A 22346-nucleotide genomic window follows, 5' to 3' on the forward strand; every position below is an offset into this window, starting at 1 on the left:
CGCGGCCATTCAGCTTCGTCGACAGCCGCGGCTGGTGCTGCCGCCGCGTTGTTCGAATGGTTTCTCGGCGTGCGTCAGATTGTGCGCTGTGTTCACCAGGGCGATATGCGAGAACGCCTGCGGGAAATTTCCCACCAATCGACGACGCGACACGTCGTATTCCTCGGAAAGCAGGCCGACATCGTTGCAAAGACCCACGAGACGCTCAAACAGCTTCACCGCGTCGGCATCTCGGCCGACCATCTGATAGGCATCGGCGAGCCAGAAGCTGCAAGCGAGAAACATGCCCTCGCCTGGAGGCAGCCCATCATCGGCTGAGCCCGTGTCGTAGCGGCGGACGAAGCCGTCAGTCAGAAGGTCCTGCTCGATGGCGCAGATTGTGGAGGTCACGCGGGGATCTTCGGGCGGAAGAAAGCCGACCGCCGGGATCAGCAGCAGGCTTGCGTCGAGTGGGGGCTCTCCGTAGACTTGGACGAAGGACTGCCGCTTAGGATCGTAGCCGCGCCTGCAGACATCATCGTGGATCTCGGCGCGGAGTTCCTTCCATTCATCGACAGGGCCTGCCATTCCGAACTCGTCGGCGCTCTTGATCGCGCGGTCGAAGGCGACCCAAGCCATCACCTTGGAATATGTGAAATGCCGGCGCCCGCCCCGAACCTCCCAGATCCCTTCGTCCGGTTCGGTCCAAATCGATTTGAGATGGTGCAGCAGTGCACATTGAATGTCCCAAGCTCGCTCGTTCTCGGGTAGTCCCCCGCAACGGGCCTGGTGAAGCGCGTCCATCAACTCGCCATAGACGTCAAGCTGAAGCTGCGCATGCGCCGCGTTGCCGATGCGGACGGGCTTCGATCCTTCGTATCCGGCGAGCCATGGCACCTCCCATTCGGTGAGGCGGCGCTCGCCCGTCACTCCGTACATGATCTGAAGCTGCGTCGGGTCGCCCGCGACCGCGCGCAACAGCCAGTCCCGCCAACGGCGCGCCTCGTCGTAGTAGCCGGCGCCCATAAGAGCCAGGAGCGTCAGGGTGGCATCGCGAACCCAGCAGAAGCGGTAGTCCCAATTTCTCGATCCACCGATCTGCTCCGGAAGCGAGGTCGTCACCGCCGCTACGATCCCGCCCGACGGCCTGAACGTCAGGGCCTTCAGCGTGACGAGCGATCGGACAACGGCATCGGAATAGGGGCCTGCCTGATTGCAGCGACCGGACCAATCACGCCAGAAGCGGTCGGTCTCTCGGAGGGCTTCTTCTGGATCAATCGGCGCCTCCACCGGGAGGTACGATGGCTGGTACGACAGCACGAATGTCAGCTGCTGGCCCGCCTCGACAGAAAAGGAGCCCACGGTTTTCTCGGATCCGCCGCGCAAAGCAGCGCCGGTCCTGAGCACCAGCATGTGAGCACCGGCGACGGCGCTCAGCGCGCCGTCATCGAGACGGCTTGTCCAGGGCACCGTCACCCCGTAGTCGAAGCGCACGACCAGTTCCGTGCACATCCGGATTGTCCCTGCGAGCCCTTCCACGATCCGGACGATTTTCGAACCGTTCACCTTCGGCGGCATGAAATCGGTCAGCCGCACGCAACCGTTATCGGTCTTGAACGTGGTCTCGAGGATTAACGTTCCGGGCCGGTAGTGGCGAGAGGCCGAATGCTGTTCCTCCGGTCGGATCAGCCAACGGCCGTTGTCATCGTCCCCGAGGAGCTTGGCGAATACGCTGTCCGAATCGAAGCGCGGCAGGCACAGCCAGTCGATCGAACCGTCCAGCCCGACCAGGGCGGCCGTCTCGCAATCGCCGATGAGCGCGTAATCCTCGATTCGGGACATGGAAGCTACCACAACATCCAAGTGTGGAGGACCGACGTCGGTTCCCTTACGGGGTGCAAATCAGGCCTGCCGGCAATCCGTTTTGCCTCTCTCGCTTTCGCGATCTTCTGTATGCGCGCGACCGCCCTTGCGCGCTCACCAAGCGCTTGCGGCGGGCCGAGACGACTGGATGACGTCGGCGAGAATGATCCGCCGGCGCTTTTGCGGAGATACCGACGGACTACGGTCGATGGGCGGCGGGCAGATCATCGGCCCGGTCGGCCGCGATGGAGCTGCTCTCAATGGCGCCGTGCCCGCTTGAACACGAAAAGCGCTCCGAGCGCGCCTGCCCCGATCAGAGTGGCAGCATAAGGAAGCAACCGACCGACAGTGCCGGGGACGACAACAGCTGCATTTCTTGATTCCGCGCTGAAGCTACCTCGCGTTCGGTGCAGAGAATGTGCTGGCTTGTAAAGATTGTCGATGCGATCGGGTCCGATCGGGTTGTTTGTCTGCTGGCCTCCAATGCAAACCTTCGCGAGATACCAGTCCATGAAGCTCGGCATGACCATATTGGCGAGGATGACCTTGAGCGTGCTCAAGCCAATCCAATATTCCCGCGCCGGCTTGAGCGCCGCCTTGAAGACAACGCCCGCTATCACTTCCGGCTCGACGACCGGCGCAACCGGCCGCGGCGCACGGCGCATATGCGCCCTTGCCCAGTCAAATTGGGGGGTGTTTACGGCCGGCAACTGCAACATGGTCAAGTTGATCCCGCTTCGCTCGTTGATGAGCTCGGCACGCAGCGAATCGGTGAAGCCCCTGATGGCGTGCTTGGCTCCGCAATAGGCCGACTGCAGAGGAATGCCGCGATACGCCAGTGCCGAGCCGATCTGGATGATTGATCCTCGATTTGTCGGTCGCATGTGGCGGAGTGCGGCCATGGTGCCGTGTACGAATCCGAGATAGGTAACCTCGGTGACGCGGCGGAATTCATCTGGTGTCATCTTCCACACCGGCGAAAACACCGTCACCATGGCATCGTTCACCCACACATCGATGTGTCCGAAGGTTGCTGCCACGCGGTCAGCGGCCGCAAATACCGCGTCGGCATCCGCGACATCGAGAGGCAGAACGATGGCTCGGCCTCCCAGCTTTTCCACCTCGTCCCGAACTTCCTGGAGAGCTGTTCCATCGCGCGCAATGAGCCCCATCGAGAAACCCGCCCGCGCGAACCTATGGGCCGCCGCACGGCCGACGCCTGCAGACGCACCGGTGATGACGACCACCTGACTTGGCTTGACCGGCAGATGATTCACGGCTTGGCTCCTGATGTTGATAGCGACTGAGCGGATGCACGCCTTGCTAGTTCGCCGGAAAGGCAATGGTGGTCAGCAACGCCATTGCCGGCTGTCGCGAATCGAGCCTTGTATGCTGAACCACAATCGGTGCACTCGCCTCGATGAGCGAGGCGTAGCTGGTGTCACGTGGCACCGGCGCGGGGTCGGTAAGGTCATTGAAGCGCATGTGCAGCGTTCGCCTGGCAGGTACGGTGACGAGGTAGGGGCCGACAGGGTCGCGATTTTCGAAGAACAACGTGATCTTGATCTCGGCGTCGCGGTCTCCCGTGTTCAGGAAGCAAGCTGCTTCGTGCGAGACAAGATCATGGGCGTCGCTGACGCTACCGCTGGGAATATATCCCTCCGGAATCGCCCAAACGGTGCAGCCGAGCTCTCGCATGTCAATCCTCCAACCTGATCAGCGCCAACCCGCTTTGAGGATCCCTTCTCTTGCGCAAATGGGCCGGGCTTTCCGTAATGATGACCTCTAGCGTTGGGCGCACCACACCGGATCCCAAGTGCCCGGCAAGCGCCACCCCGTCGCGCTTGCCGACCACCAAATGAACGTGGATCGACGGCTCGCCTGAGGGTCCCAGAGCGACGTCACCCATCAGAGACGCCACCTCGACCTGTTCGTGGACGGCATTATTCAAATACTCCTTCTTTTCCCAATCGAAGTATTTCAGAACAACCTCGCTGAAGGCGCCGATCCCCGTCATTTGTGCCGCTGAGATCCGTTGCTCCTTGGCCAGTGAAGCCAAGCAATCCATTGCTTCTTCACCCGTCTCAAGCACCACCGCAAAGGTTCGCTGACCTGCGCTCTTGTTGAGAATCTTGTGCTGCATCGAATTCACCTATTTCTCGTTAGACATTCTCGCTGATCACATCGTGATCTCTCCTTGACGGGCGAGGGCGCGAATACGATCGGCGGTACGGCACGCGATCGCTTGGATGGTTAGGGACGGATTGGCTCCCCCGACGGTCGGAAAAACAGAGCCGTCGCAGATCCACAAATTTGGGATATCCCAGCTGCGGCAATCCGCGTTCACGACACTGCTTGCGGGATCGGTGCCCATGCGAGCAGTGCCATTGAGATGGCAGGTATCATCCTTCTGGACCCAGATGTCCTTGGCATCGACAGCTCGAAGGGCCTGGCTCATGAACTTGAGCGAATGATCGATCAAGCGCTTGTCGTTTTCGCACCATGAATAGGTCACGCGCGGAATTCGCAACCCGTATTGATCGACCTCCTCGGTCAAGCTGACGCAGTTTCTTTCCTGGGGCAGCATTTCACCGACGATCTTCAGGCCAACGACGTGGTTGTAGTTCTTCATTTCCTCCACGAGCCTGGCCCCCCACAGGCCGTGCGCGCTCGCCTGCGTATTCGCCCAGAGTTGCGGCAGTGGCCCTTGGCTCATGTAGGCGTAACCGCCAAAGAAATCCTTGCCCGCATCCTCATAATTCCAGTGCTCGGTGATCGCGAGCGAAGGCGGCCCCTTGTACGATCGGATTTCGTCATCCATTACGCCCCACACGGCCTGATTGGACTGCGCCATCAGGTTCTTGCCGAGCAGACCCGAGCTGTTGGCAAGCCCCTCCGGGAATCTGTCCGTCGCGGAATTGAACAAGAGCCTTGGCGTTTCGATCGCATACCCGGCGACAACGACGTTGTGCGCACGCTGAAAATGCCAGGCGCCGTCGCGATGGTAGTGCAGGCCCGAGGCGAGACCGGTCCGGCTCACCTCGACACGGCCGACCATGGCAAGGTCCCTGATTTCGGCGCCTGCAGCGAGCGCCCGTGGAATCCACGTCACGAGCGCGCTCTGCTTCGCGTTCGTCGAACATCCTGTGACGCAGAAGCCGCGATAGACGCAAGGGTGCGCCAGACCTCGGGGAGCGGAAAGAGTGGCAAGCGGTGTTTCGGTCCACTTGATCCCCATCGCGTCGCAACCCTTGGCGAGTGCACGCGCAGCCGCGTTGAGCGGATGGGCTCGATAGGGGTACCGCGGTCGCGGCGGGCCCCAGGGATAGTTGATCGGTCCGGATATTTTCAGTGCCTGCTCGACCTCGGTGTAATAGTCCCACATCTCGCGCCAATCCAACGGCCAGTCGGCCCCATAGCCAAGCAGCGTGCGCGCCTTGAACCACTCGGGGCGGAAGCGAAGCGACACCATGGCAAAATGCACGGTCGAGCCTCCGACGGCCTTGCCACAGTTATTGCTGCCCAGCTGCAGCGGATTTTCCCCGTCCACGATGCGATCGTCGGTCCAGTAGAGTTTGGTTTGCTCGGATTCATCGGAAGCAAAGTCTTCGAGCGGCCGAAAATATGGCCCGGCATCGAACGCAACGACTGAGAAGCCATATTCGGCAAGCTTGCACGCGAGCGTGCCGCCGCCCGCCCCGGTTCCCACGATGGCGAAGTCTACAACCTCGTCCTCGCGGTACTGCTTCATCGGCACCCAACCGCCGGGTCGGAAAACATCCGGCGCGTGGCCGTCCCGGGCGCGCGGACTTTGCAGGGGGTCATCGGACATGGCGATTGATCCTCGCTGCCTTGTCCTCAGCGCCCGGCTTTGCTTCAGCTGCCTCCCAGGGATCGCGCTCGTTGAAATCAAGACGCACATAGCCGCGGGGACTTGCCGGTCCACCCCAGCCGATCTCGCTCCACGCAGTCGGGTGGGCGTAGTACGCAAGCACGATGTCGCGCAACAATCTGCGTTTGAAAAAGTCCGCAGAGCGCATCGTGCCCCACTCCGAAGCGGTGAGCGCACCAGCTTCAGCCTGACGGAGCAGTTCATCCTGCTCCGCTTCGGTGATCTCGGCGAAGCGTCGCTGGTAGGCCAGTTGCGCTTCGGCGTCGATGGCCTTTAGCCCCTGCCGCCATGCCTCTCCGTCTCGCGGCATTCCGGCAACGCGATAGCCGTCGCGAGTACCTTGATGCAGTTTGCTGTCGAGGAGCGCCGCAACCGGAACTTTCGACCGATTGGCCGGCTGCGGGAGGATACGGGCGGCGATTGCCGAAACTGTCTCGAACTCGGGGACTGTGAAGAACCGCGGCTCCGGTGCGATCGCCAAACGGCGCGCCACGACCGCCCGGGTCTTGTCATTCCATGATGGTCCGCTCCACTTCTTCAGAACGTCATAGTCGGGATAAGGCTCGCTTGAGCTAACAGGGCGCGTCCTGTCATGCATCAGGGGTACTCCCTCATCAGCTCGAGCGCTGCAAGACCTGCAAGGGCGAGCCCGGCAAAGCTCGGCGGCGCCGGCAGCGGCGGCCCGCTGAGGAGATTTTGGCTCCAATTGCGCCAGCCCCCCATATTCCGGGATACGCCGTAGGCGTGAAAACCGACCCCTGCCAAGCCCATCCCTACAAGCAGTCGCATCCACCAGCGCGCGAGCCGCTGCGGGTGCCGTGCCCCGGCTGACGCCGCCAGAAGCAACCCGGCTCCGATCGGCGGCAGGGTGACTGGAATGGCCATGACCGGATTGTGGAATGCCCCGCGGAAATGCAGCAATCCCACTTCCCCCGTGGTCCCCAGCAACCCAGCCGCGGTCACCGCCGCGATGGTCCGACCGGCTGGAAGCGAGAGGACCTGGGGCCTTGTTTGTGACTTGCTCTCGCGCACGCGCTCCGAGCAATATCCCAAAAGGCCAGAGAGCAGGATCGCCATAGGCGCGCCGACAGGCGCGCCATAAAACAGGTTCTGCCAGCTGAACCCACCGACCTTCTTGGTCACGTTGTACAAATGAAAGCCGGTTCCAATCAGACCGGTCGCGGCAGCCAACAGATAAGTTGTATCGCGCGCTCCGTGAGCGACCGGACGCGTGTCCGCAGTCCCGTGGGCACTCATCGCAAGCGTCACCGCCGATACGACGAGCGGCGCGAACATGGCCTTGTTCTTGAACGAGCCGCGGTAGTGCTCGATCGCACTATCCGCAAGCACCGAGGCTGCCAAGCCGCCGGCCGCCCGGTTCAATCGGCGCGCCGCCACTACGGACTTCTTCTGCGTCGACTTCTTTGGTCGCCAGAGAACGACCGATCCCGTCGGGCCGGCCGACCTGTCGGCCAGCGAACGGGAAAAATCTGCGGCATACTGGCAAGCAGAGCGCGTTGTTCGTGTCATGTGGTGTACTCAAATGGCATAGGGGGCGGCATCCGCTTCTTTGAAGACCAGCCCGTTTCCCGGTTGCGACAGATCGGGATGGATGACGCCGTTCTTCGGGACGGGAGCGCCGTCGAACAGCATGTGCTCGATCCGGACGTGATCATGAAACCATTCCAGGTGGCGCAGGCGCTGCGCAGCGCAAGCCGGGTGCAGATGCAACGAAGGCGCACAATGGGCGGACAAATCGACGTGAAATGCGTCACACAGGGCAGCGATCTGGAGGAAACCGGTGATCCCGCCACAGCGCGTCATATCCGCTTGCTGCACGTCGACCGCGCCCGCGGCGAGCATTCTCCGCACGTAATCCGCCGTGTAGGCGTATTCACCTGCCGCGACATCCATTCCGGGCGGGACGCGCGCGCGAACCGCTTGCAAACCGTCGAGATCATCTGAGGAGACGGGCTCCTCGAACCAGCTCACGCTTTCCTGGACAAAGGCGTTCGCAAGCTCGAGCGCTTGCTTGGGTGTATACGCGCCATTTGCATCGACAAAGAGGCTCGCGCGTTCACCGATCGCCTGCTTGGCGAGCCTCACACGCTCCGGGTCGCGTTTTGGCTGCGAGCCGACCTTCATTTTGACGTAGGCGCACCCCTGTTCGGCAACCCACGCTCCAAGCTGCTCTTGAAGTTCATCATCGGAGTAAGAGGTGAAGCCTCCGCTCCCGTAGATCGGGACGCCAAGCCGGTAGCTGCCCAGCACGCCGACCAACGGCATGTCCAGGAGCCGGGCCTTGAGGTCATAAAGCGCCGCGTCGACCGCCGAAATAGCGGTCGCTGCGAGTCCTTCTCGACCCAGGTTGCGCACGGCGCGCTGCATGGATGCCCACGAGCTCTGCGGAGACATGGCATCCTGACCTTTGATGGATGGATACAATTCGGCTTCGATCAGGCGGGCAATGGATGCGCTCGAATAGGTGTAGCCGAGGCCTTTCTTGTTGCCGGCCCACGCCTCGACGACGACAAGAGTCGTCGAATCCCAGCCGAACGTCCCATCCGCTTCCGGCCGATCGGTCGAAATGGCAAACGCTCGCGCGCGCAGGCGGTCGATGGAAGGGTCAGGCTTCATCTAGTCCTTCCCGGGCACGAGACTGGTCAGCAGCTCCTTTGCGCTGTTCTTGAGCACGCTCCCGAGCTCAGGTTCGGACGGAATCATGCTGATGAAGTTCTTCGCGTCCTTGAGCGTGATGTGCGGTGGCAAGGGCGGCACGTTCGGGTCGGTGTAGGCCTCCAGCACCACGGGCCGGTCGGCCGCGAGGGCTTGATCCCAGGCGGCTCCAACCCTGTCCGGATTGTCGACGAAAATTCCCTTCAAACCCAGCAGCTCGGCGTAGCGATGATATGGAAAATCCGGGATGCTCTGTGTGGATTCCGTCTTGCCGGAGCCGAGCTGGATGCGCTCTTCCCACGTGACCTGGTTGAGATCGCGATTGTTCAGGACGAGAACGATGACGCGTGGGTTCGACCATTGCTTCCAGTATTTGGAGATGGTGATCAGCACGTTAAGCCCGTTCATCTGCATGGCACCATCCCCCATGCACGCGATGACGGTCCGCTCCGGATAAGCCATCTTGGCCGCGAGCGCGTAAGGTGTGCCCGCGCCAAGTGAAGCCAACCCGCCCGAGAGTGAGGCTTTCATGCCGCGGCGGATCTTCAGATCCCGGGCATACCAGTTCGCGACGGATCCGGAGTCGGCCGTGATGATCGCATTATCCGGAAGTCGCGGTGACAACTCCCAGAACACGCGCTGTGGGTTGAGCGGATCGGCAGTGTCCATAGCACGTCGTTCCAGCGTGCCCCACCATTCGCGCACGCCGCTTTCGATGTCCCGGCGCCAGGCCGAGTCCTGCTTTTGCTGAAGAAGTGGGAGCAGCGCGTTCAATGTTGCCGCGCTGTCGCCAACAATATTGACCTCCATTGGATACCGCAGGCTGAGCCGCGACCCGTCGATGTCGATTTGCACCCCACGCGCGTCTCCCGGCTCTGGCAAGAACTCGCTGTATGGGAATGCGGAACCCACCATGAGGAACGTGTCGCAGTTCTTCATCAGATCCCAGCTCGGCTTGGTTCCGAGCAACCCGATAGAACCGGTCACGAATGGCAAATCGTCCGGCAACGCAGCCTTTCCGAGCAGCGCCTTCGCAACACCCGCCTGAAGGCGCTCCGCGACGGCGATGACTTCATCCGTAGCTTCGAGTGCGCCTGCGCCGACCAGGATGGCGACCTTGTCCCCGCTGTTGAGCACGTCCGCGGCGGAACGTAGCAAGGCCTGGTTCGGCAGCGTGGCCGGGCCGGCATAGCCGACCCCGGTGTGGGTCGCGCCATGCGCGAGCGGCGGATCGACGTATTCGAGCTCCTGCACGTCCTTCGGCAAGATTACGCACGCAACGGCGCGTCTAAAGTGCGCGATCCGAACCGCCCGATCGATCAGGTGGCGCACCTGCTCGGGGACACTCGCTTGCGCGACGTACTCCGTGACGTCCTGGAATAGTGTTTGGAGATCGACCTCCTGCTGATAGCTCGCGCCGATCGCGCTTCGCGCCTGCTGTCCCACCAAAGCGACCACCGGGACATGATCCATTTTCGCATCATACAGACCATTCAACAGGTGGATCGCCCCCGGTCCCGACGTGGCGTAGCAGAGCCCCACTTGACCCGTGAACTTCGCGTGCGCCGAGGCCATAAACGCGGCCATCTCCTCGTGTCGGACCTGAACGTACTCCATCGAGTCCTTGGCCCGATCGAGCGCCACGTCCAGCCCGCCGACGCCGTCCCCGGGATAGCCATAGACGCGCTTCAAGCCCCATTCGGAAAGCCGATGCCAAACGAATTCGCTGATGTTCATTGGATTGATCTCGGTGATGGCGCCGCGAACGGCTCAGACGAATCCAACGTGGAATGTTCGCGAACGTTGCAGCGTTACAGGTTATTTAGCTTCGGCGGCCACGCAATCCGGCCTGAGGCTAACCTGTTTTTGTACGGTAGCGGACCGAGATCGCGTCTGGCATTCCTGGCGCGACCCGGCGACCAACAGCGCCACTTCATACGCAAACTCGTGCGTCACCGCGAACTACGCCGAGACTCGATTACCGCATCAACACTTCTGATTGCGGGTTACAGCAGCTACCGCGACAAGAATGCCAACATTGAAGTACTACAAGAAGCCGAACGGAAGACGAGCTACAGATTGAAGCGTCATTACCTACTTCAACCATCGCCCTGATCTTTCCTGTTCGAAGGGACGGCGATCCCGCTTCTGTGACCGCCGTACCGGCGTCATTAAAAAGCGGCAGCTCGCGTTGCGCTTCCAACGACCTGGAGGGATCGTTTAGCCCCGCGATGCGGGTAGTGCGGTTTCGGCAAAAAGATCCCGACCCGAGCCTCAAGGAACCTCATCGGTCAGATCGGCTTGAATGTGCAGTAGCACATTGCCTGAGCCGCTTCCCAATGAGCGCCCGAACCAACCTTCGAGAGGCAGTCGCCGGCTATCGCGCGGCCAGCAACTCGCTTCATGAGGCATCCTCCCGTCAAAGTCGGTGGGGTCTCGACTGGATGAACTTCTTTATTGCCGACGTACAGACCGGCTTCGGTACCTACGTCGCCTTCTATCTCGCGCGGAACGGCTGGTCCGAAGGAAGCACCGGGTTGGCGCTCACCGTCGGCGGACTTGCAGGGGTATTGAGCCAGATCCCGGGGGGCGCCCTGTGCGACGTTCTGACATGGAAACGTGGACTGGTCGCGATTGGGATAATTGCGATCGGCGCGGCAGCGCTGATCCTTGCCCTGTCGCACTCGTTCGCGCCGATCCTCTGCGCCGAGGTGTTGCACGGGGTTACTGCCGGAATGATCACGCCCGCCATTGGAGCAATCAGTCTCGGTTTGGTGGGCCGCCGAGCGATGTCGCTGCGCACCGGCCGAAATTATCGATTCGCTGCGGGAGGGCACGCCGTCACTGCCGTTTTGATGGGACTGGCGGGCGCCTATTATTGGCCAGGCGCGATGTTCCTGGCCGCGGCAACGCTATGCGTTCCCGCGCTGATCTCGCTCAGTTTCATACGGCCAAATGAAATCGACTACGCGCGGGCCCGCAATGCAGCGATAAATCAGCAAGCTAAGAACGTCGGTCGCGTACTGGACCTTGCCAAAAATCGGCCGCTCGTCCTCTTCGCGGCCGCAATAACGCTATTCCAGCTGGCGGACGCCTCAACACTGCCGCTCATCGGCGAAAATATCGCGAGAGCCGGACAAGGATCCGTATCGATTTCCCTTCTCGTTATCGTTCCGCAGATTGTGGTGGCGACCATCTCTCCCTGGATAGGGTATCACTCCGAAAAGAGAGGGCGCCGGCAGCTTCTGCTCATCGGTTTTGCACTTGAACCCGTTCGTGCTGGCCTGCTTGCGTCTACGACGGCGTTGCCGTTCCTCATTATTGCCCAAGTGCTGAGTGGCGTCACTGGCGCCGTCATCGGCGTTCTCATGATCGTCGTCATAGCCGATCTCACGGTGGGAAGCGGACGGTTCAACCTCGCTCAGGGTATCATCGGAGCAATGAGCGGATTGGCCGCATCGGCCAGTACTGTGTCAACTGGTTATTTCTTCCAGGGATTTGGCTCCTGGACCGGGTTCCTTGTGATCGCCGTGATTGCGACTGCGGCGACAGCGCTCATCTGGGTATTCCTTTCCGAGACCAAGCCCCCTGGGCCCGATGAGATCGTCGACGAAACGCCGCATGCAGTAGCGGAGCGAAACATCTGATGCATGAGATCAAGGTAGGGCCACCTCAAATTGCTATTAATCAGGGACACAGTGTTCTGCTTACTGATCCCGACGGACAAATCCCATTCCCATCCAACAAGGGGCTTTATTTCTTCGATACGCGGCTGATCAGCAGTTGGACAATCTGCGCAAACGGGACGCCGTGGCGGCTACTTAACAGCGGCAATCTTTTCTATTACGCGTCGCGCATATTTTTGACCAATCCAGCCATTGCCACAGAGCAAGGGACGATCACACCAAACACGCTCCAACTGGGGGTCAGCCGGTCGATCGATGGCGGGGTGCACGAGGACATTGACGTCGTGAACCACGGATCGGAGCCGGTCCGTTTCAACCTGGAAATCAAGATTGAGAGCGACTTCGCCGACCTGTTCGAAGTCAAATCCGGAAATATCGTTCGACGGGGCCGCATAACGACTGAATGGTCGAAGAGCCCATCAGCACTGAGGAGCATCTATCGCGAGAAAGATTTCTGTCGCGAACTTCGGGTGGTGATTGGGCGAAGTAATTCTGAACCTGTCTATGCGAACGGGTGGATTAGCTTCGAGTTGCGAATGGAGCCTCGCCAAGAATGGCATGCTTGTCTCCTTTACGAGTTGGGGGACGGTAAGGCCCGCGCGAAGGCACCCGATCAATGCATCGCGGATATCCGGCAATCGAAGGTCGGCCAGCGGCTTGAGAACTGGGAAAAAACCGTTTTAAAGGTCCAAACCAGCAACGAGGAATTCCGCCGGCTATTCGACCAGGCGATCAAAGACGTGGCGTCGCTTCGGCTGCCAATTGAAAGAACGAACCACCTCGACTTTATTCCGGCTGCCGGGGTGCCTTGGTTCGTCGCCTTGTTCGGCCGAGACAGCCTTATTGCGTCACTGCAGAATGCTCTCGTCTACCCGGATTTTGCGCGAGGAGCGCTTGAAATTTTGGGTGCGCGTCAGGCCACAACACGCGATGATTTTCGTGACGCAGAGCCGGGCAAGATTCTACACGAATTGCGCTTCGGCGAACTGGCACACTTTAACGTCGTGCCGCATGCCCCGTACTATGGCAGCGCGGACGCTACCGTGCTTTACCTGATCGTATTGCATAGCGCTTGGCGCTGCACCGGGGACAGGGGTCTGCTCGAGCGCCATCTTCCGACCGCTCGACGTTGTCTCGATTGGATCGACGACTATGGAGATCGTGACGGGGATGGCTTCCAAGAGTATCAGACGCGCTCTCCGGCAGGCTACGAAAACCAGGGATGGAAGGACGCCGGGGACGCCGTTGTCGACGCGGACGGCTCCCTCGTCAAGGGGCCAAAGGCGCTTTGTGAGCTGCAAGGCTACGTCTATGACGCCTGGCAGAAGATGGCCGAGATATTCGACGAACTCGGAAGCAAGGAGGACGCGCAGTGTTTGCGCGTCAAGGCACGGGCGCTGTTCGATCGCTTTAACGAGGCCTTTTGGGATGAAGCCTCCGGATTTTACGCCTACGCGCTGGATGGCGATAAGCGTAAGGTTCTCAGCGTGGCGTCAAACCCGGGGCATTGCCTTTGGTCGGGCATTGTTCCTGTCGATCGTGCACAAAGCGTGGTCCGGCGGCTCATGGCGCCGGACATGTGGAGCGGATGGGGCATAAGGACACTCTCAGCCGAGCACCCGGCGTTTAATCCCCTGTCCTACCAAAACGGGTCTGTTTGGCCGCACGACAACAGCCTCATCGCTATCGGATTCCGACGTTACGGATTCGCGGCGGAAGCCGCGAGCGTGGCCTTTGATGTGACCCGCGCGGGCAGCTACTTCGCCCAGCATCAAATGCCGGAGCTCTACGCGGGACTGCAGCGCGACGAGATCAGTTTCCCCGTGCAATATTTAGGCGCGAACGTTCCGCAGGCGTGGGCGGCCGGATCGACGTTCTTGTTCCTCCAAGCAATGCTGGGAATCCAGCCGAATGCCCCCGAGCAAAGGCTCCACGTTGACCCGGTACTGCCCGAATGGCTGCCGGACGTTACTGTCACGGATCTCCGGCTGGGAGAGTTGCAGTTCGACGTCCGTTTTCGGCGCGAGGGCGGCACTACGCAGTGGGAGGTTCTTAGTGGCGGCGCATCCAACGTCGTAGGCCGGAGCTTTTCGACGGGCAGGTATCTGCATCCCCATTAAGCTGTCAACCGTCGGAGTTCTGCGGACAGTTCATTGTCTCGTCCTTAGCGCCCCCTGAGGTCGTGCGCCCGACTATACGTCTGACGAGGCTTCACCCTGATCCTCCATGATGTCGGTTCGAGAGCCCGTCTGCTCGGAAGCGGACCGAGACTGCTCCTCTCGCGGCATGTTGGCGCGACCGCGAGCAACAGCGCACCTGCGACCCTCTGACGCTTGATCCCGCAAAGCATCATCGGAACGCAAGCTGAAGAAAGACCGTTGCACCCGTACTCAACCCACCATGGAGGCATGCATGAGCTTGCGAACTCCCTTTCTCTTCGTCACTACTGCTGCCGCGATTACCCTTGCCTCAACCTCAACCTTACTCGCCGCACCGATTGCGCCGGTGTCGATCGCGCCAGCGGCTGCATCGATTCAGCAGGTGCAGTACCGGCATTGGCATCATCATGGCTGGGATCGGCCGTACTGGCACCGACAATACGGGCCCGGTGCCGCCGTTATCGGCGGTCTCGCCGCCGGTGCTCTCATCGGGGGCGCGATTGCGAACAGCGAAGCAAGAGCCGATGCCAGTGCTTACTGCGCGCAGCGGTATAAATCCTATGACCCTGCATCCGGCACCTATCTCGGCTACGATGGTGTCCGACATCCGTGCCCATGACTGATCTGGCGGGCCGCTGCGGCGACGCTTCCGTCCTCAAGCACGCTGGCTGGACCGCCGCGATGCCGAGGACCTGCTGAATGGACACGGGCGAGTTCACCAAACGCGTTGCGATCGCGGTGGCGATCGCAACCATTCCGTTCCTGCTATGGTACCTTCGCTCGGTGCTGCTGGTGGCGGTCGGCGCGATCCTCCTCTCGGTCGTCCTGGACCTCCTGTGCCGTCCGCTGCGCTGGTGCAGAGTGCCAAGACCGGCGTCGGTCGGCCTGACGGTGCTCCTTGTATTCGGATCGTTCGGCGTAATCGCGTACCTGTTCGGCACGACGCTGTCGAGCGAGATGCAAGACGTGCTGAAGCGCGCCGATGTCGCGGCCAAGACGATCGCGAATGCATTGCAGCATTCCGGGTGGGGGGCAGCGCTCCTGGAGCACATGGACGCAAGCCAGCTCTCACTCACAAGTTGGGTCGGCAACATCGTCAGCGTGAGCAGTAGCGTGCTCGCCTCGTTGGTGCTCATGATCGCAATGGGCGCGTATATGGCGGCTCAGCCAGCGGTATATCGAACCGAGGTCCGCAAGCTGCTTCCGCTGAGATGGGCAAACCCGCTCGAAGCCGCAGCCAAGCACATCATTCAGTCGCTTCAGATGTGGAGCATCGGTCAAGCCATCCAGATGCTGCTCGTAGGCGTGCTCACGACGGCGGCAGTCTGGTTGATCGGCTTGCCGTCTCCGCTGGCTTTGGGTGTCATCGCCGCCCTCGCGGAATTCGTCCCGTACGCAGGCCCCTTCATTGCGGCGGTCCCTGCGCTGCTCGTCGCCACGGCGCAAGGCTGGTCGCCACTGCTTTGGACCGCGCTGGCCTACGTTGCCATACAGCAAATTGAGGGAAACGTGCTGCTCCCGATCATCCAACGGCGGCTCATCGCCATTCCGCCGGCCCTGATCCTGTTTAGCATCTTGGCGGTCAGCAGCTTTTTCGGAGTGGCGGGCGTGATTTTCGCGGCACCGATCAGCGTGATGATCTATGCGGCTTTGGAGACAAGCGCCCTGAAGGCGCGCAATGCGCATGTTGGTCCAGACCAGGGACTTGGTGCAGAAAATTCACGTGAGAAGCCGCGGCATGACTTCTAGTGCGGGAATGAACACCGGAAACAGGGGGGGTGAAGCACCAACGGTGCTCCTGCTCCTACTGGCTTTGACGCCCCTCTCGTTCGGCCTCGCCTACATGAACGCGCCGCCAGTGCTGCGATTCGTCACCAGCGCCGCGGCGATTGCTGTCCTGGCGGAGTGGATCCGCCGCGGCACGGAGCAACTCGCGAGGTACGCAGGACCTACCATCGGCGGCCTCACCATGGTGACGTTCGGTAGCGTCGCGGAGCTCGTGTTGGCCTTGTTCATACTTTCGAGCGGTGAAACGGCCGTCGTTCAGGCCCAGATTACCGGCTCGATCATCGGCACCAGCCTTTTGGGCTTGGGAATCGCGATCCTGATAGGCGGTCTCTCGCGGCAGCGGCAGACATTTAATCCAGCCAAGGCCGGACTGCTATCGACGCTCCTGATCTTGTCAGTCATCGCACTGCTGCTGCCGGCAGTGTTCGACTATACGGGTCGGCAGGATCAGTTGCACAACATCCGCCTCACCGATGAGGAGCTGAGCCTGGGCGCATCGATCGTAGTGCTTCTACTCTACGCAGGAAACATCGGTTACACGCTGATCACTCATCGTGATGCCTTCGCCGATGAGGAAACCCAGGGCAGTCCTGCCTGGGGGCTGGCAATCTCGATCGGGATCATCGTTGGTGGTACTGCCATTATCGCGGTCGAAGCGGAGATCGTCTCCGAGGTGCTGACCCACACGGCGACAGCGCTGAGGATTTCGCCGACTTTTCTTGGAGTGATCGTACTGGCTCTCGTTGGGACAAGTGCCGATATTTTCGCGGCGAGTTGGTTCGCTCACCGCGACAACATGACGGCTGCTTTGAATATCTGCATTGGCTCCGCGATCCAGCTTGTGCTGGTGGTCGCGCCGATTTTGGTCCTTCTGTCGGCGTTCATGGAAAAGCCGATGAGCCTGGTGTTCAGGAATCCTCTCTATCTTTTTGCAATCGCGAGCACGGCATTCATCGTCAACGCCATCGCCCGCGACGGCGAGACGACCTGGTTCGAGGGCCTGCTTTTGCTCGGCGTGTACATTCTGTTTGGACTGGGCTTCTTCTTGATTGGTCCGGCCTGACGATAAGCGTTGAGGATGGCCGATGTGCGCGGCTTGAGGTCCGCCAGATCGGACTGCTTGATCTCAGGTTCGCGTACTAAGCCGACAGGCAGAGCCTGAGCTGCTGCTACCGGGAATAAGTTGTGTGGCGGTCTTCGCGCGCATGCTTTTGCCGCTCGGTGCGGAGAATGTGCCTGGTAATCTTTCGGTCACGCTTGAACGCGCCTTGCGTGGCGTGATACGCCGCGATTCCCGGCGTTTCCTTCGATTTGTCTGGCGCGGCGTAAGCCGCCGTTGTCAGCAGAAGCGCCGCAGTGCAGATGCCGAAACAGGTCATAGACTTCATGCCGATTCTCCTTGCAAGCAGAACATTCATCGGCCGCTGAGCTCCTGGGGACTCGAGCGACGCAGATCTCCGACCTTTGACGCGGTTACTTGAGGCGCCGAATTGCCCCAGGCGTTTCTCACGTAAGTAGCGAGGTCCGCAATCTGCTGGTCCGAAAGCTTCCAATCGAAGGGCGGCATCGATACCTGCGTCGGCCGGGCGTCAGTGGTCGCGGCGTGCGCACCATACAAGATCAACCGGGCGATGGTGGTCGGATCTCGGTCCTGCACGGTGCTGCTTCCCTGAAGGCGCGGAAACATCGCCGGCACGCCCTGACCATCAGCCTGGTGGCATCCCGCACAATTGTCGACGTACAGTGCTTTGCCGGCGGCCATATTCTTGGGATCTGGTTCAGCAGCTTTGTTGTCTTCGGCAGCTGCTGGAACGTCTTTGAGATAAGTCGCGATCGCCTTGAGATCGTCATCATTCAGCTTCGAGGTCGAGAAGGTGATCACCTCGGACATGGGGCCGTACGCAACCGTTCGGTCGTTCCGGCCTGTCTTGAGGAACGTAACGATCTCGTCGATGCTCCAGTTGCCCAACCCCGACCGGAGGTCGGCCGTCAAATTCGGGGCGAACCAGTCCTGCAGTTTGCCGCCACGCAAGGCGGACTGCTTCTCTGCTGCGCCCAAAACATTCGTGGGGGTGTGGCAGGCGCCGCAATGTCCAAAACCCTGCACCAGATAGGCACCGCGATTCCACTCGGGGGATTTCTGGTCATTTGACTGGAATGTTCCTTCCCTGAAGAACAGTTCGTTCCAGCCCTTCATGACGAGGCGGTCATCCAGCGGCCATGCAAGCTCGTTAGGCGGCGGCGACTTTGCTACCGGCTCAAGCGAGCTCAAGAAGGCTTTGAGCGCGTCAGAATCCTCGCGCGTGACCTTGGTGTACCAGGGATATGGGAAGGCAGGGTAGAGATAGCTTCCGTCAGCGGCAATTCCCTGATGCAGCGCGCGATAGAACTGATCATCGGACCAGCTGCCTATTCCGGTCTTTCGATCCGGCGTGATGTTGGCCGAGTAGATCGTGCCGAACGGCGTCGGAATGGCACGGCCACCTGCAAATGGCTTGCCCCCAGGCGCGGTGTGACAAGCCTCGCAATCCCCAGCCGCGGCCAAATAGCGTCCTCTCTCGACTTGGCCGAAGGACAATTGTTCGCAGTGAGCGGGCGAAACGAAGAAACTTGCAGCAAACGCGTAGCACGAAACAAGCAGTGCCAATCTCAGAAGCGTAAATGACATTTCCCGATCTCCTCATGCCTGAACCAACGGGCCGGGATTCTTCAGGTATTGCGTTTTGATGGCCTGCGCGGACCAGAGCGCCAGAGCAGCAACCGTACCGGTGGGGTTGTAGCCCGGGTTCTGCGGGAAGGCCGACGACCCCATCACAAACAGGTTCGAAACGTCCCAATGCTGGAGGTAGCGGTTGAGAACGCTCTCACGCGGGTTCGAGCCCATGATCGCGCCCCCCGTATTGTGGGTCGTTTGATAGGGAGTGATGTCGTAATGGCCCTTTCGGGGATTACTCCTGATCTCCCGGGGCTTCATGGCCCGGGCAATCTGCTCAGCCTTCCCGGTCAGGAAATCCGACATTTTGTGTTCGTTGTCGGTGTAGTCGAACGTCATCCGCATCAGCGGTCTGCCGAGAACATCGCGATAGGTGGGATCGAGGTCGAGGTAATTCCCTCGATGGCTCATGACCGAGCCATGCGTGGCCACCGACATTGATTTGAGGTAGTCGTGGACGACCGCCCTCTTCCATTTAGGCCCCCATTTCGGCGTGCCATCAGGCACCAGATGGGTCTCGATCGGGCGGCCGTTGGTATTCCAGCAGGCAATATAGCCGCCTCCTATGAATCCGAGATTCGTGTGGTCGAAGTTGTCTCCGTTGAATTCGTCAACGACCATTCCCAGTGCACCGGCACCGATGAACGGGTTTAGGATCTTGTCGTCATAGAACACGTCGACACTGGAGACGATCTGGTAGGCGTAGTTCTTGCCGAGCGTACCTGCTCCAGTGCTCGCGTTATAGGGCGTGCCGATGCCCGATAGCAGAAGCAGATGCACGTTGTGCAGAACGAAGGCACTGAGAATAATCAGATCGGCTGGCTGCTCGTACTCGTCACCCTGGGTGTCGACGTAGGTGACGCTGACCGCCCGCTTCCTGTCACTGTCCAGGTTGATCTTGGTGACTTCGCACTCGGTCTTGAGCGCGAAGTTCTTCTTGCGAAGCAAAACCGGCAGGATAGTGGTCTGAGGACTCGCCTTGGAGTAATTCCCACAGCCGAACTTTTCGCAGAAGCCGCAATATGTGCATGGACCGAGCTGCACCCCAAGAGGGTTGGTATAAGCACGAGACATGTTGGCCGATGGGGCCGGGAAAGGCTTTAGTCCGATGTCTTTGGCGCCCTCTGCAAACAGTGTGGGACCGTACGTCATCTCCATGGGCGGATTCGGATAGTCTCTGACCCGCGGACCCTCGAACGGGTTTCCGCCGGGCTGGATCTGACCTTTGATATTCCCAGCCTTGCCCGAGATGCCGCAGAGGTACTCCCATTTGTCGTAGTAGGGTTCCAGGTCGTCATAGGTGACGCCCCAGTCCTGGACAGTCATGTCCTGCGGTAGTGCTGCCGCGCCATAGCGGTCCGTGTTGTGGCTCCGGGCGAGGAAATCACTCGGCAGGAAACGCCAGTTCTGTCCATTCCAATGAATTCCCGCCCCGCCCACGCCCGTCCCTGGCAGAAAGGAGCCGAGTTGACGCATCGGTAGAGCTGTCTCGCTCGTCGAGTTTCGGAAGCTCAAGGTCTCGCGCGCGGGCTCCTGGAAAAGCGCATGACGATAGTAATATCTGAGCTCGTCTTGAACGAACGTCGTGGCAAAGTCGGTCGTGGTATCCCGCCAACCACCGCGCTCGAGCGCCAGGACGTTCAGCCCGGCATCGGTCAGTTCCTGGCCGAGCAGTGCGCCCGTCCAGCCGAACCCAACGAGAAGCGCATCCACCGGAGGGAGCTTGGTAGCCATGTCGGGTCCCCCTATCCCTTTGGAGTCCAATCGGTACGGCCGTAAAGTGAGACTGGCGGTAACGGGTAGCGCTGGCCGTGCTTACTGACGAAGTCGCGGTAGTCGTATCGCGCGCCCGGAAAGCCGATCATCTTCCACGCCGCCATGTCCTTGTTTCCGCCATACAAGGGATCGGCGAAGTATCCCTCTTGGGTGTTGAGCAGGAGCTGCTTGAAGAATGTCTTCGCGTCGACCTGATCGAGCTTTGCTTTTCCCTCCTCGAGTTCGCCGAGCACCTCGTCCTGCTGCTCTGCGCTAAGCTCTACGAAGGGCTTGCCGCCGAACTTGGTTCGGCAGTAGCCATCGATCGCTTTGATCGCCGCTCGATACAGCTGAGCCGGCGTCATTCTTGATTGGTATCCTTGGCTCTCCGTGCCCTTCGCCCAAGGCCCGCCCATGTACCACCGCTCGGCCCGCCCGTAGGCCCCGGCGAGCTGCCGATCGAGGAAGACGGTAACGCCCACCTCCTGCGCGCCCGGTCCAAGTTCGTCGTTCGGAATGAGTCGAGACACCGCGGCATCCACCCAGGCAACTTCATCCGGGGAGAAAAACTGATAGCCGCTCTTGGAAACAGGCACCGGGTTGCTGGCTTCGCCCGGCGCCCACGGGACCTTTTGCGAGATTGTGTCGGCTTTTGCCGTGCCGGAAGAAATGGCCAGCGACGACCCGGCGACAATTCCGGCGGCGAGCAGCTCCCGCCGGCTGACCCCCGAACTCGCCCTTCGTTCTGTCTTCGCCATCGCCGGCCCCCTTTTGTTTGTGGACGCAACAACAACTCACGAGGACTGCGGGTTCGCGCCGAAGGAGGGGGCACTTATCGAAAGTTCGTACGGTTGCGGACCATCTAACCAGATAAGGTCAAAGGGTCCCCGTCAGCAAACGCACGAACTCCAAGACGTTTTCTGCTTGAGCTGCTTTGATTCGACAGCTCTCCCGCTCTTCGCCAGGAGGGAGTTCGTCAGCCGCCCTCCTGGCCCGATCCGCGAGTTGCTTCAATCGTTGGGGCAGCGGAGCGAGTTGTTCACCCCGGCCCCGACGCCGGCGTTTTCGTGGACGCTTCTCCGCAGCTCGCCGTGCCAACCGCTTCATCTCGCTTCTCATCTGGACGCCGCAGCTACGACTCCGACTTTCGCCTTTACTTGGAAGTGCCCTGCCGCGAAGAGTTCGAGCCAGTGGTGCCTTGAGATCCACTGGTGCCTTGAGATGAGGAGGCCGAATTCGAGCCGGAAGGATTCGCGTTCATGGCTTCGAATACGGACATTCCATGCGGTCCGATCGTCATCACCACCGGATTGCCGTCCTTGCTCTTGGCTTGTACGACGAAGGACTCCGCGACGACCTTAACGTCCGTGAAGCCGGCCTTTTGCAGATCCTGCTGGATCTTTTGCGCCGCGGCAAGATTCTGGTTCGAGTTGCTCGCGGAATTGCCGGAGGGTTGTGACGAGGCCTGAGATCCGTTCGTGGCGTTCTGTGCGACGGCGGGTGCTGCCAGCGCCATCAGGGCAACGGCAGAAGCGGTAATGAGCATCCTGTTCATGTGAGACCTTTCCAAGTGGAGGATTCCATATCGATATAGCTAATGGACGGCCACGACGTTCCGACCATTGGGGCTCTCGGTTGATTTAACGTCGGTACGTCAGCGAACAGAGCGGAAGCCGCGGCGATGAATTCCGTTTGTACGCTACCGCGCAAAGATTCTGAGCGCCTTCCGTCCCTCGGAGGCACGGAGCTACGGTCAAATCGTTGAGCATTGCCTCAGCCGCGGAACCGCCGCAGCCTGAAGCGCATTCCGGGGCCGCTCATGCTGGAAGACAGAT

General features: G+C 60.5%; 20 protein-coding genes. 6 read left to right on the top strand and 14 right to left on the bottom strand.

Translation table 11 applies throughout. From position 1 onward, the window contains the following. Positions 1–9: 9 nt before the first annotated feature. The 9 genes from AC0L3S_RS28005 to AC0L3S_RS28045 form a co-directional block, all read right to left on the bottom strand. A complete protein-coding gene (locus AC0L3S_RS28005; protein WP_473282695.1) occupies positions 10–1821 on the bottom strand; it encodes a glycoside hydrolase family 15 protein in 1812 nt (603 codons plus the stop codon). A gap of 278 nt (positions 1822–2099) precedes the next feature. Next, the gene (locus tag AC0L3S_RS28010; RefSeq protein ID WP_473282796.1) at positions 2100–3110 is read right to left on the bottom strand and encodes an SDR family oxidoreductase; all 1011 of its coding nucleotides are present in this window, start codon (positions 3108–3110) and stop codon (positions 2100–2102) included. Between the two features lie 55 nt (positions 3111–3165). After that, the gene (locus tag AC0L3S_RS28015; RefSeq protein ID WP_473282697.1) at positions 3166–3540 is read right to left on the bottom strand and encodes a sensory rhodopsin transducer; all 375 of its coding nucleotides are present in this window, start codon (positions 3538–3540) and stop codon (positions 3166–3168) included. A gap of 1 nt (position 3541) precedes the next feature. Then, the gene (locus AC0L3S_RS28020; RefSeq protein WP_085350409.1) at positions 3542–3985 is read right to left on the bottom strand and encodes a PPC domain-containing DNA-binding protein; all 444 of its coding nucleotides are present in this window, start codon (positions 3983–3985) and stop codon (positions 3542–3544) included. 36 nt (positions 3986–4021) lie between these two features. Continuing rightward, complete coding sequence (locus AC0L3S_RS28025) at positions 4022–5674, bottom strand: GMC family oxidoreductase (protein ID WP_473282700.1); 1653 nt, start codon at positions 5672–5674, stop codon at positions 4022–4024. After that, positions 5664–6332, bottom strand: a complete 669-nt coding sequence (locus tag AC0L3S_RS28030) for a gluconate 2-dehydrogenase subunit 3 family protein (RefSeq protein WP_473282702.1) — start codon at positions 6330–6332, stop codon at positions 5664–5666. The genes AC0L3S_RS28025 and AC0L3S_RS28030 overlap by 11 nt, the downstream gene beginning before the upstream one ends. Further along, on the bottom strand, positions 6332–7117 hold the full coding sequence (locus AC0L3S_RS28035; RefSeq protein WP_473282704.1) for a hypothetical protein: 786 nt from the start codon (positions 7115–7117) through the stop codon (positions 6332–6334). The genes AC0L3S_RS28030 and AC0L3S_RS28035 overlap by 1 nt, the downstream gene beginning before the upstream one ends. A gap of 156 nt (positions 7118–7273) precedes the next feature. Then, a complete protein-coding gene (locus AC0L3S_RS28040; RefSeq protein ID WP_473282706.1) occupies positions 7274–8371 on the bottom strand; it encodes an enolase C-terminal domain-like protein in 1098 nt (365 codons plus the stop codon). Beyond that, on the bottom strand, positions 8372–10147 hold the full coding sequence (locus AC0L3S_RS28045) for a thiamine pyrophosphate-requiring protein (RefSeq protein WP_473282708.1): 1776 nt from the start codon (positions 10145–10147) through the stop codon (positions 8372–8374). It lies immediately after the preceding gene. Between AC0L3S_RS28045 and AC0L3S_RS28050 the strand changes: the two genes are divergently transcribed. From AC0L3S_RS28050 to cax, 6 genes are all read left to right on the top strand, one after another. Continuing rightward, the gene (locus AC0L3S_RS28050) at positions 10121–10525 is read left to right on the top strand and encodes an SIR2 family protein (RefSeq protein WP_473282710.1); all 405 of its coding nucleotides are present in this window, start codon (positions 10121–10123) and stop codon (positions 10523–10525) included. The two genes, AC0L3S_RS28045 and AC0L3S_RS28050, sit on opposite strands and share 27 nt — an antisense overlap. Before the next feature lie 224 nt (positions 10526–10749). Next, positions 10750–12057, top strand: a complete 1308-nt coding sequence (locus AC0L3S_RS28055) for an MFS transporter (RefSeq protein WP_473282712.1) — start codon at positions 10750–10752, stop codon at positions 12055–12057. Then, a complete protein-coding gene (locus AC0L3S_RS28060) occupies positions 12057–14216 on the top strand; it encodes an amylo-alpha-1,6-glucosidase (protein WP_473282714.1) in 2160 nt (719 codons plus the stop codon). The genes AC0L3S_RS28055 and AC0L3S_RS28060 overlap by 1 nt, the downstream gene beginning before the upstream one ends. 292 nt (positions 14217–14508) lie before the next feature. Beyond that, the gene (locus AC0L3S_RS28065) at positions 14509–14874 is read left to right on the top strand and encodes a BA14K family protein (protein WP_473282716.1); all 366 of its coding nucleotides are present in this window, start codon (positions 14509–14511) and stop codon (positions 14872–14874) included. Between the two features lie 80 nt (positions 14875–14954). Next, positions 14955–16004, top strand: coding sequence for an AI-2E family transporter (locus tag AC0L3S_RS28070; protein WP_473282718.1), 1050 nt, complete (start codon positions 14955–14957; stop codon positions 16002–16004). Positions 16005–16011: 7 nt separating this feature from the next. Then, positions 16012–17106 carry a calcium/proton exchanger gene (gene cax, locus AC0L3S_RS28075; RefSeq protein ID WP_473282720.1) on the top strand — a complete coding sequence of 365 codons (1095 nt, stop codon included), beginning with the start codon at positions 16012–16014 and terminating at the stop codon, positions 17104–17106. 106 nt (positions 17107–17212) lie between these two features. Here cax and AC0L3S_RS28080 read toward each other — a convergent pair whose 3' ends face one another. The 5 genes from AC0L3S_RS28080 to AC0L3S_RS28100 form a co-directional block, all read right to left on the bottom strand. Next, positions 17213–17461, bottom strand: a complete 249-nt coding sequence (locus AC0L3S_RS28080; protein WP_085350399.1) for a hypothetical protein — start codon at positions 17459–17461, stop codon at positions 17213–17215. Further along, positions 17458–18711: a c-type cytochrome gene (locus AC0L3S_RS28085; protein ID WP_473282722.1), complete on the bottom strand. Its 1254-nt coding sequence runs from the start codon at positions 18709–18711 to the stop codon at positions 17458–17460. Before AC0L3S_RS28085 ends, AC0L3S_RS28080 begins: the two co-directional genes overlap by 4 nt. A gap of 12 nt (positions 18712–18723) precedes the next feature. Next, positions 18724–20490, bottom strand: a complete 1767-nt coding sequence (locus AC0L3S_RS28090) for a GMC family oxidoreductase (RefSeq protein ID WP_473282724.1) — start codon at positions 20488–20490, stop codon at positions 18724–18726. Positions 20491–20501: 11 nt separating this feature from the next. Next, a complete protein-coding gene (locus AC0L3S_RS28095; RefSeq protein WP_473282726.1) occupies positions 20502–21269 on the bottom strand; it encodes a gluconate 2-dehydrogenase subunit 3 family protein in 768 nt (255 codons plus the stop codon). Positions 21270–21664: 395 nt separating this feature from the next. Continuing rightward, positions 21665–22066: a hypothetical protein gene (locus AC0L3S_RS28100; RefSeq protein ID WP_409189783.1), complete on the bottom strand. Its 402-nt coding sequence runs from the start codon at positions 22064–22066 to the stop codon at positions 21665–21667. Between the last annotated feature and the right edge of the window lie 280 nt (positions 22067–22346).

Source organism: Bradyrhizobium sp. Ken01 (assembly GCF_055807355.1).

What these genes read in the sequence shown, in the direction of transcription:
- AC0L3S_RS28015 (WP_473282697.1), bottom strand. Translation starts at nt 3,540, where the DNA reads ATGCGAGAGCTCGGCTGCACCGTTTGGGCGATTCCGGAGGGATATATT.
- AC0L3S_RS28060 (WP_473282714.1), top strand. Translation starts at nt 12,057, where the DNA reads ATGCATGAGATCAAGGTAGGGCCACCTCAAATTGCTATTAATCAGGGA.
- AC0L3S_RS28095 (WP_473282726.1), bottom strand. Translation starts at nt 21,269, where the DNA reads ATGGCGAAGACAGAACGAAGGGCGAGTTCGGGGGTCAGCCGGCGGGAG.
- AC0L3S_RS28055 (WP_473282712.1), top strand. Translation starts at nt 10,750, where the DNA reads ATGAGCGCCCGAACCAACCTTCGAGAGGCAGTCGCCGGCTATCGCGCG.
- AC0L3S_RS28065 (WP_473282716.1), top strand. Translation starts at nt 14,509, where the DNA reads ATGAGCTTGCGAACTCCCTTTCTCTTCGTCACTACTGCTGCCGCGATT.
- AC0L3S_RS28050 (WP_473282710.1), top strand. Translation starts at nt 10,121, where the DNA reads ATGCCAAACGAATTCGCTGATGTTCATTGGATTGATCTCGGTGATGGC.
- cax (WP_473282720.1), top strand. Translation starts at nt 16,012, where the DNA reads ATGAACACCGGAAACAGGGGGGGTGAAGCACCAACGGTGCTCCTGCTC.
- AC0L3S_RS28005 (WP_473282695.1), bottom strand. Translation starts at nt 1,821, where the DNA reads ATGTCCCGAATCGAGGATTACGCGCTCATCGGCGATTGCGAGACGGCC.
- AC0L3S_RS28045 (WP_473282708.1), bottom strand. Translation starts at nt 10,147, where the DNA reads ATGAACATCAGCGAATTCGTTTGGCATCGGCTTTCCGAATGGGGCTTG.
- AC0L3S_RS28080 (WP_085350399.1), bottom strand. Translation starts at nt 17,461, where the DNA reads ATGAATGTTCTGCTTGCAAGGAGAATCGGCATGAAGTCTATGACCTGT.
- AC0L3S_RS28070 (WP_473282718.1), top strand. Translation starts at nt 14,955, where the DNA reads ATGGACACGGGCGAGTTCACCAAACGCGTTGCGATCGCGGTGGCGATC.
- AC0L3S_RS28025 (WP_473282700.1), bottom strand. Translation starts at nt 5,674, where the DNA reads ATGTCCGATGACCCCCTGCAAAGTCCGCGCGCCCGGGACGGCCACGCG.
- AC0L3S_RS28100 (WP_409189783.1), bottom strand. Translation starts at nt 22,066, where the DNA reads ATGAACAGGATGCTCATTACCGCTTCTGCCGTTGCCCTGATGGCGCTG.
- AC0L3S_RS28040 (WP_473282706.1), bottom strand. Translation starts at nt 8,371, where the DNA reads ATGAAGCCTGACCCTTCCATCGACCGCCTGCGCGCGCGAGCGTTTGCC.
- AC0L3S_RS28090 (WP_473282724.1), bottom strand. Translation starts at nt 20,490, where the DNA reads ATGGCTACCAAGCTCCCTCCGGTGGATGCGCTTCTCGTTGGGTTCGGC.
- AC0L3S_RS28085 (WP_473282722.1), bottom strand. Translation starts at nt 18,711, where the DNA reads ATGTCATTTACGCTTCTGAGATTGGCACTGCTTGTTTCGTGCTACGCG.
- AC0L3S_RS28020 (WP_085350409.1), bottom strand. Translation starts at nt 3,985, where the DNA reads ATGCAGCACAAGATTCTCAACAAGAGCGCAGGTCAGCGAACCTTTGCG.
- AC0L3S_RS28030 (WP_473282702.1), bottom strand. Translation starts at nt 6,332, where the DNA reads ATGCATGACAGGACGCGCCCTGTTAGCTCAAGCGAGCCTTATCCCGAC.